The sequence below is a fragment of the Stenotrophomonas sp. SMYL11 genome (assembly GCF_036320005.1).
Classification (GTDB): domain Bacteria; phylum Pseudomonadota; class Gammaproteobacteria; order Xanthomonadales; family Xanthomonadaceae; genus Stenotrophomonas; species Stenotrophomonas maltophilia_A.
On the sequence record NZ_JAWIRS010000004.1, the window covers coordinates 75,564 to 91,334 of the forward strand.

Consider the following 15,771-nt stretch of genomic DNA (forward strand, 5'->3'; position numbering starts at 1 on the left):
CGGCGCCCCGCCCCCCCCCCCCCCCCCCCGCCGGGGCGGCCCCCCCCCCCCCCCCCCCCCCCCCCCCCCCCCCCCCCCCCCCCCCCCCCCCCCCCCCCAACCCTCTCGGCATTTCGGTGTCGGACGGCAAGAGCGTGGGTTTCCAAGTGGAAAGAGGGGTCAGATCCTGAGGTAACCCCACGTTTTCTTCAGTCAGAGCAATGGCTTACGCATCAGGCTCTGGAAACAAGTGCGCGCATGCCGCAGCCTTCAAGGTGACTAAACCAAAAGAAGAATGCGGTCATGCGCGCCAGCCAAGTATTGCAGAAGTGCTTGCCCAACTCACTATCGGCCATGCATGTCCTGCGCATGCGGGCCCTTCTCAGTGCGGTGCAAGCGCTGATCGTTGGGCGACGGTTGACCTTGACCGATATCGCTCGAGCGTGGCCTGGGGCCGAGCGTGTACGAGCTCCGCTCAAGGCGTTTGATCGCCTGTTGGGGAATCGGCATCTACATGGCGAACGCGGTGCCATTGAGGCCGACATGGCTCGCTGGCTGCTACGTGGCCCACAACCGGTCATCCTCATCGACTGGTCTGACTTGAAGCCGGACAAAAGCTGGTGCTTGCTTCGCGCCGCGGTTCCCGTGGGCGGCCGCACGCTGACGCTGCTGGACACGATTGTTCGCGGGAAAGAACAAGGCTCCGCCGAGGCCGAGAGGCGTTTTCTGCAGCAATTGCGCAAGCTCATTCCAGAAGGGGTAACTCCGATTCTGGTGACCGATGCTGGGTTCCGGACCCCTTGGTTTCGCGCGGTTTCTGCGCTGGGCTGGCACTGGGTGGGGCGTCTGCGTGGAGCAACACGCATCAAACTTCTGGAGGCTCCCAACTACCCGGAACTGGCATGACAGCCGCACCCTGCACGCCAAGGCCAGGACCGCGCCACGCGAGCTCCCACCAGCGCTGGTCAACCGCAGTTCGCCGCTGGCCTGTCGCCTGGTGGTGTGTTCCAAAACGCGTAAGGGGCGCAAAAAATCCACCCGCCGTACTCCACAGCAGGCCTCTCGTTCGGCGGCGAGCCTGAAGGCTGCCGCTCGTGAGCGAGAGCCTTGGCTTATCGTGGCCGCGCCCGAATTGAGCCAGGCCAGCGCCCGACAGTTGGTTAACCTCTATGCCCGCCGGATGCAGATCGAACTGGCCTTTCGAGATCTCAAATCACACCGCTACGGACATGCCCTGGAAGACAGTCTGACCCGGCAAGGGCCCAGGCTGCAGATCCTGCTCCTGATCAGCACGCTGGCCACCTTCGTCAGCTGGCTGGCCGGCTTGGTGTGTGAAGCGGCAGACATCGCCCACTGGCTTTGGCCCAGCAAAAGCACCCGCAAACGCTATTCCACCCCACGCGTTGGGCGCGAGGCACTAGTCAGAGGCTGGCCCCTAGGGCCACCGGCACGGTGGCTTGATCTTCTGCGCTCGCCCCCGGGGAAGGCCTTGGACCAAATGACTTTGCTGCCATGAAAACGTGGGGATACCTCAGGGTCAGATCCGTTTTCCGCAGGAAAACGGATCTGACCCCGGAAGCGACCAGGCTTTTTGCTCTTTGCTCTTCTTTCTTCAATCCGGGGTGGACGCGCACGGGAAATGTCCGTGGCCGGGAGGGTCGGTTGCGCAGGGGCGTGAGCCGCATGGATGCGGCGACCGAGCTTACACGGATGTACTTGCAGCGGCCCCTGCGCAACCGACCTTCCCGGCCCAAACGAAGGAAATCCGCCGCTCTCCGCGACCACCCCGAGGGGCTTCGCCGTTGGCTGGATACCCGGATACCCCGTAAACGAAAACGCCCCGGCGCAGGGCCAGGGCGTTCCCGTACTTCAGGTCAGGCAGGCATCAGAACTCCTGCCAGTCTCCATCAGCCAGTTCGGTGGCCATCGGGCGACCACCCGCCGTGCGCCGGGCCGGCGGGGCGACGGGGGCCGATGCGGCCGGTGCGGCAGCACGCGGGGCCGGGGCAGCGGCGATGCGCGGGGCAACCACGGCCTCGGCTTCGTCCACCACGAAGATCGACACCGCTTCGCTGAGGTGGCCGGCCTGTTCTTCCATTGCGCGTGCGGCGGCAGTGGCTTCTTCCACCAGCGCGGCGTTCTGCTGGGTGGTTTCGTCCATCTGCACCACGGTCTGGTTGACCTGCTCGATGCCGGCGCTCTGTTCCTGCGAAGCCGCGGAGATCTCGGCCATGATGTCAGTCACGCGCTGCACCGAGGCGACGATCTCGCCCATGGTCGCGCCGGCCTTGTGCACCAGCGCCGAGCCGTCGTTGACCTTGCCGACCGAATCGTCGATCAGGCCCTTGATCTCCTTGGCGGCAGCGGCCGAGCGCTGGGCGAGGGTGCGCACCTCGCTGGCGACCACGGCGAAGCCGCGGCCCTGTTCACCGGCACGTGCGGCTTCCACTGCGGCGTTCAACGCCAGGATGTTGGTCTGGAACGCGATGCCGTCGATGACCGAGATGATCTCGGCGATCTTCTTCGACGAGGCTTCGATGGCCGACATGGTGGTGACCACCTGGCCGACCACTTCACCGCCCTGCGAGGCGACGCCATGCGCGCCGATGGCGAGCTGGTTGGCCTGGCGGGCGTGTTCGGCGTTCTGGCGCACGGTGGAGGTCAGTTCCTCCATCGAGGCGGCGGTTTCTTCCAGGTTGGCGGCCTGCTGTTCGGTACGGCGCGACAGGTCACTGTTGCCCGAGGCGATTTCGCCGGCGGCCGAGCTGATCGCACGGCTGGACTGCTTGATACGGGTGACGATTTCGCTCAGCTGCGCGGCGGTGGCGTTGGCATCATCGCGCATGCGGGCGAACACGCCCTGGTAGTCGCCATGCATGCGCACGGTCAGGTCACCCTGCGACAGCGCGGCGAGCAAGCCGGAGATCTGTTCAATGCTGCCGGCGTTGGCGTCGAGCAGGCCGTTGATCTGCTGGGCCAGCTGCAGGAAGAAGCCTTCCTTGTCGCTGGAATCGATGCGGCCGGACAGGTCGCCGGCAGCAGCCTGGGCGATCACGCGGGCCACTTCGGCTTCCACCTGCGCTTCCTGGGTACGGTCGCGCCATTCCACCACGTAGCCGACGGTGTCGCCGCCTTCATTGCGGATGGTCGAAACCACCTGGGCGAACTGGGCATCGCCGTACTGCATCGGGCGACGGGCGACGCCGTGCGCCTTCAGGTTGCCCAGCAGGGTCTGGTCCATCTCGCCGCGATGCTCCAGCACGGTGACCGGCTTGCCGATCAGCGAGGCCTGCGCGTCGAAGTCCGGCAGGTCACGGCGCACGTCGTCCTGGTACTGGCTCAGGGTCTGCTGCAGGGCGCGATTGGTGTAGACGATGGTATTGCTGGTGTCGGTCAGGTACACGCCGGTGGAGCTGTAGTCCAGCGCGGTGCGGATGCGCAGGTTCTCGCGGGCGATGGCCTGGTCGGTTTCGGTGCGCTCGCGCAGGTCGCGCTGCATGCGCTGCATCGCCTGCATCAGTTCGCCCACTTCGTCCTGGCGGCTGACGTCGATGTGGCCATCGAGCTTGCCGCCGGCCACATCGTTGGCAACCGAGACGGCGCCGCGCACGCTGCCGACCAGGGCACGGGCAAACAGCCAGACCAGCACCAGGCCAAGTGCGGCACCACCCAGCAGGGCGATCACGGTCAGCACGGCCGAGGCGGAGTAGGTGGATTCGGCCTCTTCGCGCGAGGCGCGGGCGAGGCGGTTGTCTTCGGCGATCAGCGCTTCCAGCGCCGAAGCTGCCTTGCGGTGCTTGGTGCGGGTCTCGCCGACGAAGGTATCGATGGCGTCGTCCGGCAGGTCCAGTTCCAGCATCTCGGTGACGCTGTCATAGGAGGCCAGGGCGTCCTTCCACTCCTTTGCGAAGGCGTCGAACAGCTTCTTCTGCTGTGCGTTGTCGACCAGCTTCGGATAGTCCTTGATCGACTTGTCCATGCTGGTACGCAGTTCGACGGTCTGCTTGCGTGCATCTGCCTTGACGTCGTCACTGGCGCGGATCAGCTGCTGGTAGGCGGCGTTGCGGTATTCACCCAGCATGCCGCGCATCTCGCCGGCCATGCGGATGCTCTCCATGCGAGAACCCGCCAGCTCGGTGGTGACGTTGTTCAGCGAGTGCAGGCCGCGATAGGCGACGATACCCTGCAGCAGCATCACCAGCAGGAGGACACCGAAGGTCAGCAGCAGCTTCGGCATCAGTTTCAGATTATTGATCCACGGCATGGGCGTTGCGAGCTCCTAAGGCAGACGCGCCCGGGCATCGGCCCGGTTGCAGCAGAAACCACGCCGGCACCAGGTCCGGCGTGGTTCGACGGACAGCGGATTACTTGATGTTGGCCAGCTTCAGGCCGGCCGGCGAGCTGACTTCGATTTCCGCGCGCGAGGCGTCGCGCTGGATCTTGCCGATCACGCAGACGGTCTTGCCTTCCAGGGTTTCCAGCGGGAAGGAGAACTTGCCGCGGTTCTCGCCAGCGATGCGGGCCGAGAAGGTGTGGCGCGGGAAGGCGCCGCCCATGTACAGGAAGGTCGGCTGGCCTTCGGAACCTTCTGCGTAGCGGGCCTTCTCGACCTTGCCGCAGACCATGCCGTCCTTGCCGACCGAGCGCGGTGCCAGTTCCGGCGGGATCATGTCGGCCGACTGGGCGAACGCGGCAGAAGCAGTGGTGGCCAGGACAGCGGCCGAAACGAACGCAAGCAGGGACTTCATCGAGGTGTATCTCCGGGGATGGTGATGGTCGTTCCGGTTCTGCGCGCTCCTGCGCAACCGGCTTCTGTCCCCCTATCGGCACTGCCGGAGGGAACTGAAGGGTTTTGTGACCAGAACGTGAAGCAGGTCCGTTCGATCAGGCAGCGGTATCTTCAACGACGCTGGCCTGGCCCATGTCGGCGCTGTCCAGCAGGGTCTCGATGTCGAGCAGGATCAGCATGCGGTCGTCCTGCGTGCCGATGCCGGAGATGAAGCGGGTATCGACCGCGGCGCCGAATTCCGGGGTCGGGCGGATCTGCTCGGCCGACAGCGGGATCACGTCCGAGACGCTGTCGACGACGATGCCGACCACGCGGTCGTCGACGTTCAGCACGATCATCACGGTGAAGGCATCGTAGCGGGCATCGTCCAGGCGCAGCTTCAGGCGCAGGTCGATCACCGGGACGATGGTGCCGCGCAGGTTGATCACGCCCTTGATGTAGTCCGGTGCATCCGGGACCCGGGTGACCGCGTCATAGCCGCGGATTTCCTGGACCTTGAGGATGTCCACGCCGTAGTGCTCGGCACCGAGGGTGAAGCTGAGGAATTCGCCACCGGCGCTGGCGGCGGAGCTGGTCTTGTCGTTCATCGAGGGGTCCTGGTTCTGCCGGAAGTCCCGGTGTCAGGCTCGATATCGGCCCCTCGTCGGGGGACTTTAGGTGTGGGCCCCGTGTTGTCGCAAGGTTGCCGGCCAGCGGCCGGCACTACCCGTTGAACGCGTCTTACAGCTCGCCGTTGCGGCGCGCCTTGCGCTGGCGATCGATGCGGAAGATGTAGCGCTGGATGGCACTGTCGGCGCCACGCGGCAGGATGTCGAAGCGCATGCCCACGCGCTTGATCTCGATGCCATTGGGTTGGCGCTGCGGCAGCAGGTTGCAGACGACCAGCTCGATCTCCAGGTCGGGGCCGTCGGGCAGCGACAGCATCGCCGGGTAGCGCTTCTGCAGGCTGAACACCGCGCAGTCGGTAGGCACGGCCACCGCCAGGCCGCCGCCGCTGATGTCCACCACCCGCATCGACAGCGCTTCGGCACGGCTTTCGCCGGCGGGGATCAGCAGCTGGGGCGAATCAGTGACTGGCGTCTCCAGCCGGTACATCTCACGTCGCTGTAGATGGACCAGTTCGTCCGGCAGAGGGGCACGGAAGGCGACGCGACCGTCGTTGTCCACACGCTGCAGTGCCTGCAGGCGGAACCGTACCAGCACGCGTTCGAGCTGGGCAAAGCACAGCAGATGGTCGGCCTGTTCGGCGGCGCGGTTGGACGCCTCCTGCGGGCTGCCATCGAGCAGCAGGGTGTCTTCGTCCTCGTCGAGTTCAAGCAGCGCGGTCGGGAACGAGCGGTCGCGGCCGTCGATATGCGCATTTATCAGTGATCGCTGGTCGATCAGCGAACGCAGCAGCTGCCGCAGCTGGCGCGGATTACGGACCAGGAAACGTTCGTCAGCGGCATCAGCCGCGTGGACATCATGCACTGCAGTGTCGTTGCCGTCGGACATGGAATCTACGGTCAGGGGCGGGCGCCAGCACGCGTTGGCGCGAGGCTCGATGGGGATATCGGCCACTGTGCCCGATTATGAAGTGAGAATTGCATCACTTTCCATGCGTCAGGGGTCGGATCCCTTTCCCGTAGGGAAGGGATCCGACCCCGGGTACCTCAGAACTCCTGCCAGTCGCCGTCCGCGGCCAGCGCCGGCTGGGCCGTCGCGGTGCGCAGCGTACGCGCCGGGACCGGCTTTGCGGCCGGTGAGGCGGCTGCAACCTGGCGCGGTACCGGTGCCGCCAGCGGGCGTGCCGGGATGGCCGTCGTGCCCTGTGATGCCAGCCGGAAGCGGGCCACGGCTTCACCCAGCTGCACGGCCTGGTCTTCCATTGCACGTGCGGCCGCGGTGGCTTCTTCCACCAGTGCAGCATTCTGCTGCGTGGTCTCGTCCATCTGCACCACGGTCTGGTTGACCTGCTCGATGCCGGCCGACTGTTCCTGGGAGGCGGCGGAGATCTCGGCCATGATGTCGGTCACGCGCTGCACCGAGGCGACGATCTCGCCCATGGTGCTACCGGCCTGATGGACCAGGCTGGAGCCTTCGGCGACCTTGCCGACCGAATCATCGATCAGACCCTTGATCTCCTTGGCGGCGGCCGCCGAGCGCTGGGCGAGGGTGCGCACTTCGCTGGCAACCACGGCGAAGCCGCGGCCCTGTTCACCGGCGCGGGCGGCTTCCACTGCGGCGTTCAGCGCCAGGATGTTGGTCTGGAAGGCGATGCCATCGATGACCGAGATGATCTCGGCAATCTTCTTCGAAGAGGCTTCGATGGCCGACATGGTGGTGACCACTTGGCCGACCACCTCGCCACCCTGCGAGGCGACGCCATGCGCGCCGATGGCGAGCTGGTTGGCCTGGCGCGCGTGCTCGGCGTTCTGGCGCACGGTAGAGGTCAGTTCCTCCATCGAAGCAGCGGTTTCTTCCAGGTTGGCGGCCTGCTGCTCGGTGCGGCGCGACAGGTCGCTGTTGCCGGAGGCGATCTCGCCGGCGGCCAGGGTGATGCTGGAGGTGCTGGCCTGGATCTGGCCGACGATCTGGGTCAGCTGCGCAACGGTGGTGTTGGCGTCGTCGCGCATGCGTGCGAACACGCCGTTGAACTGGCCATCCATGCGCGCGGTCAGGTCGCCGGCAGCAATGGACTGCAGCAGCTGCGAGAGCTGTCCAAGGTTGCCGTCAGCCACCTGCATCATGGTGTTGAGGTGCTCGATCATCAGCCTGAAGTCGTGCTGGAAACGCTGGGCGTCACCACGCTGGCTGAAGTCGCCGGCGGCCGCTGCTGCGGCCAACTGCTGGATCTGGGTGTTGATCGCCAGCAGGCTGGCCTTGGCCGCATCCATCGACTCGTGCAGGATCGCGCGGCTGCCTGGCAGGCGGCGTGCGTCCGGGGTGAGGTTGCCGATGGCGTACTGGTTGAGCACGTCGATGGCATCGCGGATCGCATCGAGGTGCTCGAAGATCACCGTGTTGATGCCGCCGGCCAGCTGACCATAGACGCCCGGGAAGTCTTCCGGAATGCGGTGGCTGATGTCCGGGCCGGCATGCATCTGCGCCATCAGCTGGGTCTGCTCGCTGAAGCGGCGCAGCATCGCGGTCATCTCGGCGGTGGCGGCCAGCATCTTGCCGGCCTCGTCCTTGCTGGTGGCCTGGGTGCTGACGCTGAGGTCGCCGCGGGAAACCGCCTGGATGGCATGCACGGCCTTGCCGAGCGGGCCGGTCACTGCGCGCGAGATCACCATTGCCAGTGCCGCGGCCACCAGCGACAGCAGCACGATGCAGCCGACGATGGCGATCATGCTGGTGCGGTGGGTGGCATTGGCATCGGCGATCTTGTCGTCCATCAGGCCGGCGATGTGGGTGCCGAGGGTTTTCATCGCGGCGAACAGGTCGCGGCGCGCCGGGCGCGACTGCTCGTCGGAAATCTGCTGCGCCAGGGCGCCATCACCGGCGGCGACCGCTGCGCGCATCGCCTTGTTGGCGGCGAAGTAGCGGTCCAGCTGTACGTTGGCCGTGCGATACAGTTCACGCTCCTTCGCCAGCGCCGGCAGCGCAGAGTACGCGGCCAGCTCGTCGTGCACGGCCTTGGCGGTGTCGTCCATGCGCTTGTTGTAGTCGGCCACCTTGTCCGGCTGGTCGAGCATGCTCAGCAGGGCCAGTTCGTAGGTGCGGAACTCGCCCAGCTGCGAGCGTGCCTCGCCCAGGTGCTGCACTGACGGAATATCGTTGCCGGCCATTTCGCCGAGTTGCTTGTTGGCTTCGCTCAGGCGCAACAGGGCGAACGCGCCGAGGACCAGGGTCATCAACGTGGTGAGGGTGAACCCCACGGCCAGCTTGCGGGCGATGGGCAGATCTTGGAACCACTTCATGCAGGGTGCTCCAGGTGGGCAGGGCGCCGGCGTCGTTGCGTCGGCTGGGGGTGGTTGCAGAGCGAACGGTGGTGCCCGGTGGGGGTTCGGTGACGGCCGTCATTGCGGAATAACGGCGCAACCTGCGCGGACTTTATGGACGCAGATCACATTCGGCTGCGTAGGGATGACGGTGCGAAAGTGCTGGCGTAGCGGGGCTTTCGCTTGGGTGGCGTGGTTGCTCGCGAAACCATTGCATGGACGGAGTTCACGAAATACGCGACGCCGTGGGTTGGGGTCAGATCCATTTCCGCGGGAAAGGGATCTGACCCCCATGGCGGAACGCGCGCAAACAAAAACCGCCACCCCGAAGGGCGGCGGTTTCGTGAACGCATGCAGGATGGATCAGGCGGCCTGCGGCATCCGCAGCGAACGCACCAGACCGCCGATGTCGACGATCAGGGCAACGCGGCCATCGCCAAGGATGGTGGCACCGGATACCCCGCCGATGCGGCGGTAGTTGTTCTCGATGTTCTTCACCACCACCTGCTGCTGGCCGACCAGCTCGTCCACTTCCAGCGCAATCTTCTGGCCATCACCTTCAACCACGACCACCAGCGATTCGCTGCCCGGCGCACGGTTGCCGTAGCCGTAGTACTCGCTCAGCGACAGGATCGGCAGGTACTCACCACGCACGCGTAGTACGCGGCCTTCGCCGGCCATGCTGCGGATGTCCTCGGCCTGCGGCTGCAACGCCTCAAGCACATAAGCCAGCGGCAGGATCAGGGTTTCACCGGCCACCGCCACGGTCATGCCGTCGAGGATGGCCAGGGTCAGCGGCAGGCGGATCAGCGTGCGGGTGCCAGCGCCGAGGCTGCTTTCGATCTGGACCTCGCCCCCCAGCGCCTGGATGTTGCGGCGGACCACGTCCATGCCGACGCCACGGCCGGACAGGTCGGTGACTGCATCGGCGGTGGAGAAACCCGGCTGGAAAATCAGGTCCCAGACCTGCGAATCGGTCGGGTTGTCCGGCACCGCCAGGCCGCGTTCGGTGGCCTTGGCCAGGATCTTGGCGCGGTCCAGGCCGCGGCCGTCGTCGCTGACTTCGATGACGATATGGCCGCCCTGATGCGAGGCTGCCAGGGTGATCGTGCCGGTCTCGTCCTTGCCCGCGCCGCGACGCACGTCGGGCATTTCCAGCCCATGGTCGATCGAGTTGCGCACCAGGTGCACCAGCGGATCGGCGATCTTTTCGATCAGGCCCTTGTCCAGTTCGGTGCCTTCGCCGACGGTGCGCAGGCGGACCTGCTTGCCGAGGCGGCTGGACAGGTCGCGGACCAGGCGCGGGAAGCGGCGGAACACCGCATCGACCGGCAGCATGCGCACGCCGATCACCGCTTCCTGCAGGTCGCGGGTGTTGCGTTCAAGCTGGTCCAGGCCGGCGAACAGGCTCTCGGCGTGGACCGGGTCCAGCGCGTGCGAGACCTGCTTGAGCATGGCCTGGGTGATGACCAGTTCGCCGACCAGATTGATCAGCGCATCGACCTTGTCGACGCTGACGCGGATCGAGGTTTCAGCTTCCTGGCCGCCAGCGCTGCTGGCAGCGGCGGCCGGTGCCGCCGGTGCAACGGCAGCCGGTGTGGAAGGGGCGGGTGTGGCAGGTGCCTCGGTGGCCAGGCTCGGCGGCGCAGCCGGACGGATGTCCAGTTCGCAGTCGTCCAGCACCCAGGCGAAGGTGTCTTCGATCTTGCTGCGCGGCACCTTGCCGACCAGGCCCAGGTCCCACGCCAGGTGGGCCTCGAGCGGGTCGAGCTGGGCGAAGCCGGGCAGGCGTTCCATGCGCGCGGCGACCTGCAGCGAACCGAGATGTTCCAGTTCGCGGATGATGCGCAGCGGGTCGTTGCCGCTCATGAACAGCGACGGTGCCGGCGTGAACCCGATCTGCCAGGCTTCCGGGGTATCGTCCACCTTGGCTGCGGCCGCAGCCGGGGCACTTGCTGCGGCCTGGCCGGACAGAACCGCTTCCAGTCGCGCCTTTACTGCAGCGACAGCGGCGGGATCGGCAGCCTGGCCGTGTTCGGCTTCGCGCAGCAGAGCGCGCAGGACGTCCACCGAGGACAGCATGGCGTCGACGGCGTGGCCTTCCAGTGCCCGCTTGCCGGCGCGCAGCTCATCGAGCAGCGTCTCCAGCACATGGGTCAGGCCGGCGATCGCGTCGAAGCCGAAAGTGCCGGCGCCGCCCTTGATCGAGTGGGCGGCGCGGAACACCGAATTGATGATCTCCGCGTCCTGCTGCCCCGATTCCAGGGCCAGCAGGCCAGCCTCCATCGCGTCGAGGCCTTCGCGGCTCTCCTCGAAGAAGGTGGCGTGGAAGCGTTGCAGGTCCATGCTCATGGCAGTGGTGGTCCGGAAGCGAAGAGGGGGAGCGGTGGCGGGCGATCAGCCCAGCACTTTCTGCACGGTGGCGACCAGCTGTTCCGGATTGAACGGCTTGACCAGCCAGCCGGTGGCACCGGCGGCCTTGCCTTCGGACTTCTTGTCGGCGGCCGATTCGGTGGTCAGCATCAGCAGCGGGGTGAACTTGTAGTCCGGCAGCTGGCGCAGTTCGCGGATCAGCGCGATGCCGTCCATGTTCGGCATGTTGACGTCGGTGACCACCGCATTGAAGCGCTGGCCCTTGGCGCGACCGAGCGCGACCGCGCCGTCTTCAGCTTCTTCGACGGCAAAACCGGCCGAGGTGAGGGCGAAGGACACCATCTGGCGCATCGACGCCGAATCGTCCACCACCAAGATACGTGCGCTCATGCAGCGTTCTCCACAGATTTCAGGTTGTCATGGGTTGCGTCCAGGCCCAGGGCCTGGGTGACGCCCAGCAGGCGCGCGGCGTCACGGAAGGTTGCGGTGCAACCGTGGAAGCCGGTGCCGAGGCCTGCCTCGCGGCGGGCCTGCACGAACGCACACAGCACCTGCATGGCGGCCGTGTGGATGCGGGCGACCTGGCTGGCATCCAGGGTCAGCTCGCCTGCCTGCGCCACCAGCGGGGCTAGGCGGTTCTTGAGCTCGGTGGTGCTCTCGATGCCGAGATCCCCACCCAGTTCGACAGTGCTCATCGTTGCTCCGGACAAACGGTTCCGTGATCCATAACGGCACCCCGGCGGGGTTCTTTAGGGGAATCGACGCGGTGCGTCGATGCGGTCGCTGTTGAAAAGGGGGCGGAGGGGATTAAGTCGCAACTGGCTCGGCGCTTTGCGCCGACGCGGTGCCTGTCGGGGACGCAAGGAGTTGACCCGTTGGATCAACACCTTACGTCCCCACTGCGCGGTCGCCGTTGCCGAGGGGGCTGCAGTAGAGCCAGGTCGATTGCGACTTAATCCCCTCCGTCCCCTTTTTTCCGCTCAGCTCAGCAGCCGGGTGGCATCCAGCAGGATCATCGGGCGCTGGCTGACCCGGGCGACGCCACGGAACAGGTCGTTGGAGATCTGGCAGATGCGCGCGGTATCGGGCGGCTCGATCTGCGAATCGGTGAGGTTGGCAACGTCTTCCACCGCCGACACGCGCAGGCCGATGGTTTCGCCGTCTTCCTCCAGCACCACGATGCGGGTCTGTGAGTCGTCCTCGGCGGCCGCGGCGCCCAGGTGCAGGCCGAGGTCCATCACCGGTACCACCTGGCCACGCAGGTTCATGATGCCGAGCATGGCCGGCGCAGTGCCGCGCAAGGGCAGTAACGGCACTGGCAGCACCACTTCCTGTACTTTCAGCAGTTCCAGTGCATAGGCCTGGGTGCCGCAGCGCAGGCGCAGCCAGCGCGAGGTGCGCTCGCCGGCGCGCCGGTTCTGCGGATGCGGGCTGCTGGCGGGCCGATGTGCCTGTGCCTGCAGCTCCTGCCAGCTGCTCGGGCGGTTGCCTGCTGGCGCGTCCACGGCCACGCGCGGTGGCGGCGCAGCATCGGTGCGTGCAACTGGAGCGGGTGCTGCGACCACGGCCGGCGGCGGCGTGGCAACGTCCTCGCCACCGGCAGCGGCTTCGAACGCGGCCTGCAGGCCGGGGCTGTCGGTGTGGGCGAGTCGATGGCTGTCGGCCGTATCGGTCTCGTAGATCACTTCGTCCGGCAGGTCGTCCCAGGTGGGTTCGGGGCCGGACTTGGTGGTGGCGGGAGCAGGGGCCGTCTCGTGGATCGCCTCGTCAGGCAGGTCATCCCAGGTCGGCTCGCGCTCGGGGGCGGCGACAGCCATTGCGGCGGCCTCGAAGGCGGCCTCCAGTGCTGCATCGTCCTCTGCCGCGGCAGCAGCAACAGTCTCCGTTTCGTAGATCACTTCGGCGGGCAGATCGTCCCAGGTGGGCTCGCGTTCAGCCGTTGCGGCCGCCTCGAAGGCGGCTTCGAGTGCGGCGTTGTCGACGGCAGGCGCAGCGGCGACGGTCCCGGTTTCGTAGATCACCTCGGCCGGCAGGTCATCCCAGGTCGGCTCGCGTTCGGCGTCGGCTGCCGGGGCGATCGCTTCGCCCAGCAGTTCGTCCAGATAGTCGTCCAGTACGCCGGTGCTGTTCATGCGGCCTGCTCCAGGGCACGGGCGTCCTCGCCGAGAATCCAGTTCAGCGCGCGGCGATAGGCAGCCAGGCCGCGGCCCGGGTAGTCCTCGCCGACGCTCGGCAGGGTCAGGCCGGCGGCGTTGCTGATGCGGGTGTCGATCGGAATCGCGTCTTCCCAGACACGGGTGCCGTGGCGATCCTGCATCGTGCGCAGCGACTCGTTGCCGGCGCGGGTGCGGCGGTCGAACAGGGTCGGCAGGATCGAGATCGGCAGCGGGCGGCGGCGCGAGCGTTCGACCATCTCGCCGGTGCGGACCATGCCATCCAGGCCATGCAGGGCCAGCGGCTCGGCCTGGGTGGGGATGATCAGGCGATCGGCTGCGGCCAGCGCATTGATCATCAACAGGCCGAGGGTGGGTGCGCAGTCCAGCAGGATGTAGTCGTGCTGGCCCTGGTGGCGCGCAAGCGCATTCTGCAGTGCCAGGCCAAGGCCAGGCTGGTTGGCACTGCGGCGTTCCAGCGTGGCCAGTGCCGACTGTGCGCAGACATAGTCCAGGCCGTGGATGCTGCTGGCATGGCACAGGCTGGAAAGATCGGCGGGCGGGGCGCCGAACAGTTCCAGCACGCCGGCCGGCGGCGGGTCCACCGGTACGCCGAAGGCGCGGCTGAGCGAGGCATGCGGATCGAGATCGATCAGCAGCACGCGATGGCCAAGTGCGGCCAGCCCGCGGCCGAGAGCGAGGGTGGTGGTGGTCTTGCCGACTCCGCCCTTCTGGTTGGCGACTGCCCAGATGCGCATCGGATTACTCCTTCATTGCCGGGGGAACGGCGGCGCCGACGCGGCTGCCAGCCGGCACCGGCGGCAACTTCACCGGTGCGATGGGGGAAGTGGGGGCGGTAGCCGGAGTTGCGGCGGCTTGTTCGGTATCGGTGTTCCGGGTGGCGCCGGTGGCTGCGTTCAGGCGCTGGCCGAGCGGGTCCACCGAATGCGAGGTGTCGGCCAGGATGATGACCATCACCCGGCGGTTGCGGTTGCGGCCCTGCGCGCTGTCGTTCTCTTCGCGGGGGCGGAACTGGCCGTAGCCGACCATCGCCAGCCGCGACGGCTGCACGCCCTGGTCGGCGAACAGGTGCACCACGCTGGCCGCACGCCCGGCCGACAGTTCCCAGTTCGACGGGAAGGTGGCGGTGGCGATCGGTACGTTGTCGGTGTGGCCTTCCACGCGCACGCTGTTGGGCACGTCGCGCAGGACCTCGGCCAGGCTGGCCAGGGTCTGCCGCGCATGCACGTCCAGCGCCGCCGAGCCGGTGGGGAACAGGATGTCGCTGTTGATCTCGACTTCGATCCACAGCTCGGTACGGCGCACGCTGATCATGCCGCGGTCGATCAGCGGTGCGAGTGCGGCGGTGAGACGGTCGGCGATGCTGTTGAGCTGGCGCTCGGCGCGCGCGATCTGTTCCTGGTTGTGCACCGAAACAGGCATGCGCATCTGCGAGGCCATCGACGGCAGCAGGGTCGGGTCGTGCGACGGTGCCGGCGCGGACGGGCCGATCTTGGTGCCGGACTTGATCACCGACGGGCTGTCCCAGCCGCCGCCCTGTACCTGCTTGTTGCCGACCTGTACCGGATTGATGGTGCGCGGCGCGCCCCCGAAGGCATCGGTCAGCGCGTCGGCCATGATCCGGTACTTGCCTTCGTTCACCGAGGAAATCGCGTACATGACCACGAAGAAGGCGAGCAGCAGCGTCATCAGGTCGGCATAGGGGATCGCCCATGCTTCGTGGTTGGCGTGCTCTTCGTGGTGCTTGCGGCGGGCCATGTCAGTGCAGGAAGCCGGAGAGGTTGGTTTCGATGTTGCGCGGGTTCTCGCCCTGGGCGATCGAGATCAGGCCTTCGATGACCATTTCGCGGTCGCGGGTGTTGTGCGAGATCACACTCTTGAGCTTGGCGGCCACCGGCAGGAACAGCAGGTTGGCCGAGGCGATGCCGTAGATGGTGGCGGTGAACGCGGCGGCGATGCCGTGGCCGAGCTTGCTCGGGTCGGCCAGGTTCTTCATCACCGCGATCAGGCCAAGCACGGCACCGATGATGCCCAGCGTCGGCGCATAGATGCCCATCGCTTCGAAGACCTTGGCACCGGCCTGGTCCTGGTGTTCCTGGCTGCCCAGTTCGATTTCCAGCATGTGCCGCATCGATTCGGGTTCAACGCCGTCCACCAGCAGCTGCAGGCCCTTGCGGAGGAACGGATCCTGCTGCGCCTCCACCTGCGATTCCAGGCCCAGCAGGCCCTGGCGGCGGGCGATGTTGCTCCACTCGACAATCTGCTGGATCAGTTCGCGGCGATCGCTGTGTGGCGGACGCACGACCCAGCGCACGATCTTGAACGCATGCTTGAACACCGCCGGCGAGGTATGCAGCAGGATCGCGGCGACGGTGCCGACGATGACGATCACGAACGCCGCAGGCGACCACAACGACGCCAGGCCGGCGCCCTTGAGGATGCTGCCACCGACCAGCGAGGCCAGGGCGAGAAAGAGTCCAATGAGGCTGAGTCTATCCATGGTTCCGGTATCGGCGTGTATGAATGGGACTTG

General features: G+C 66.7%; 12 protein-coding genes and 1 pseudogene. 1 reads left to right on the forward strand and 12 read right to left on the reverse strand.

Annotated features, from left to right (window positions below; translation table 11 throughout):
- The first annotated feature begins 282 nt into the window (after positions 1-282).
- A pseudogene (locus V3B46_RS09110) lies at positions 283-1,495 on the forward strand (IS4 family transposase).
- Between the two features lie 369 nt (positions 1,496-1,864).
- Here the strand turns inward: V3B46_RS09110 and V3B46_RS09115 are convergent.
- The 12 genes from V3B46_RS09115 to V3B46_RS09170 form a co-directional block, all read right to left on the reverse strand.
- Complete coding sequence (locus V3B46_RS09115; protein ID WP_329891744.1) at positions 1,865-4,243, reverse strand: methyl-accepting chemotaxis protein; 2,379 nt, start codon at positions 4,241-4,243, stop codon at positions 1,865-1,867.
- Between the two features lie 100 nt (positions 4,244-4,343).
- Positions 4,344-4,727, reverse strand: a complete 384-nt coding sequence (locus tag V3B46_RS09120; RefSeq protein ID WP_010482470.1) for a hypothetical protein — start codon at positions 4,725-4,727, stop codon at positions 4,344-4,346.
- A gap of 136 nt (positions 4,728-4,863) precedes the next feature.
- Positions 4,864-5,355 (reverse strand): chemotaxis protein CheW, encoded by a 492-nt coding sequence (locus tag V3B46_RS09125; RefSeq protein WP_329891745.1) that lies wholly within the window; start codon positions 5,353-5,355, stop codon positions 4,864-4,866.
- A 133-nt stretch (positions 5,356-5,488) separates the two neighbouring features.
- Positions 5,489-6,262, reverse strand: a complete 774-nt coding sequence (locus V3B46_RS09130) for a flagellar brake protein (protein ID WP_154263434.1) — start codon at positions 6,260-6,262, stop codon at positions 5,489-5,491.
- A 158-nt stretch (positions 6,263-6,420) separates the two neighbouring features.
- On the reverse strand, positions 6,421-8,670 hold the full coding sequence (locus tag V3B46_RS09135) for a methyl-accepting chemotaxis protein (protein ID WP_329891746.1): 2,250 nt from the start codon (positions 8,668-8,670) through the stop codon (positions 6,421-6,423).
- Between the two features lie 384 nt (positions 8,671-9,054).
- Positions 9,055-11,043 (reverse strand): chemotaxis protein CheA, encoded by a 1,989-nt coding sequence (locus V3B46_RS09140; protein WP_329891747.1) that lies wholly within the window; start codon positions 11,041-11,043, stop codon positions 9,055-9,057.
- A gap of 45 nt (positions 11,044-11,088) precedes the next feature.
- Positions 11,089-11,454, reverse strand: a complete 366-nt coding sequence (locus V3B46_RS09145) for a response regulator (protein ID WP_005409521.1) — start codon at positions 11,452-11,454, stop codon at positions 11,089-11,091.
- Positions 11,451-11,759 (reverse strand): STAS domain-containing protein, encoded by a 309-nt coding sequence (locus tag V3B46_RS09150; protein WP_154263437.1) that lies wholly within the window; start codon positions 11,757-11,759, stop codon positions 11,451-11,453. Before V3B46_RS09150 ends, V3B46_RS09145 begins: the two co-directional genes overlap by 4 nt.
- Positions 11,760-12,044: 285 nt before the next feature.
- The gene (locus tag V3B46_RS09155) at positions 12,045-13,196 is read right to left on the reverse strand and encodes a chemotaxis protein CheW (RefSeq protein WP_329891748.1); all 1,152 of its coding nucleotides are present in this window, start codon (positions 13,194-13,196) and stop codon (positions 12,045-12,047) included.
- Positions 13,193-13,975 carry a ParA family protein gene (locus V3B46_RS09160; protein ID WP_005413243.1) on the reverse strand — a complete coding sequence of 261 codons (783 nt, stop codon included), beginning with the start codon at positions 13,973-13,975 and terminating at the stop codon, positions 13,193-13,195. Before V3B46_RS09160 ends, V3B46_RS09155 begins: the two co-directional genes overlap by 4 nt.
- A gap of 4 nt (positions 13,976-13,979) precedes the next feature.
- The gene (gene motD / locus V3B46_RS09165; RefSeq protein WP_032129222.1) at positions 13,980-14,996 is read right to left on the reverse strand and encodes a flagellar motor protein MotD; all 1,017 of its coding nucleotides are present in this window, start codon (positions 14,994-14,996) and stop codon (positions 13,980-13,982) included.
- Between the two features lies 1 nt (position 14,997).
- Complete coding sequence (locus tag V3B46_RS09170; protein ID WP_010482457.1) at positions 14,998-15,738, reverse strand: flagellar motor protein; 741 nt, start codon at positions 15,736-15,738, stop codon at positions 14,998-15,000.
- Positions 15,739-15,771 lie beyond the last annotated feature (33 nt).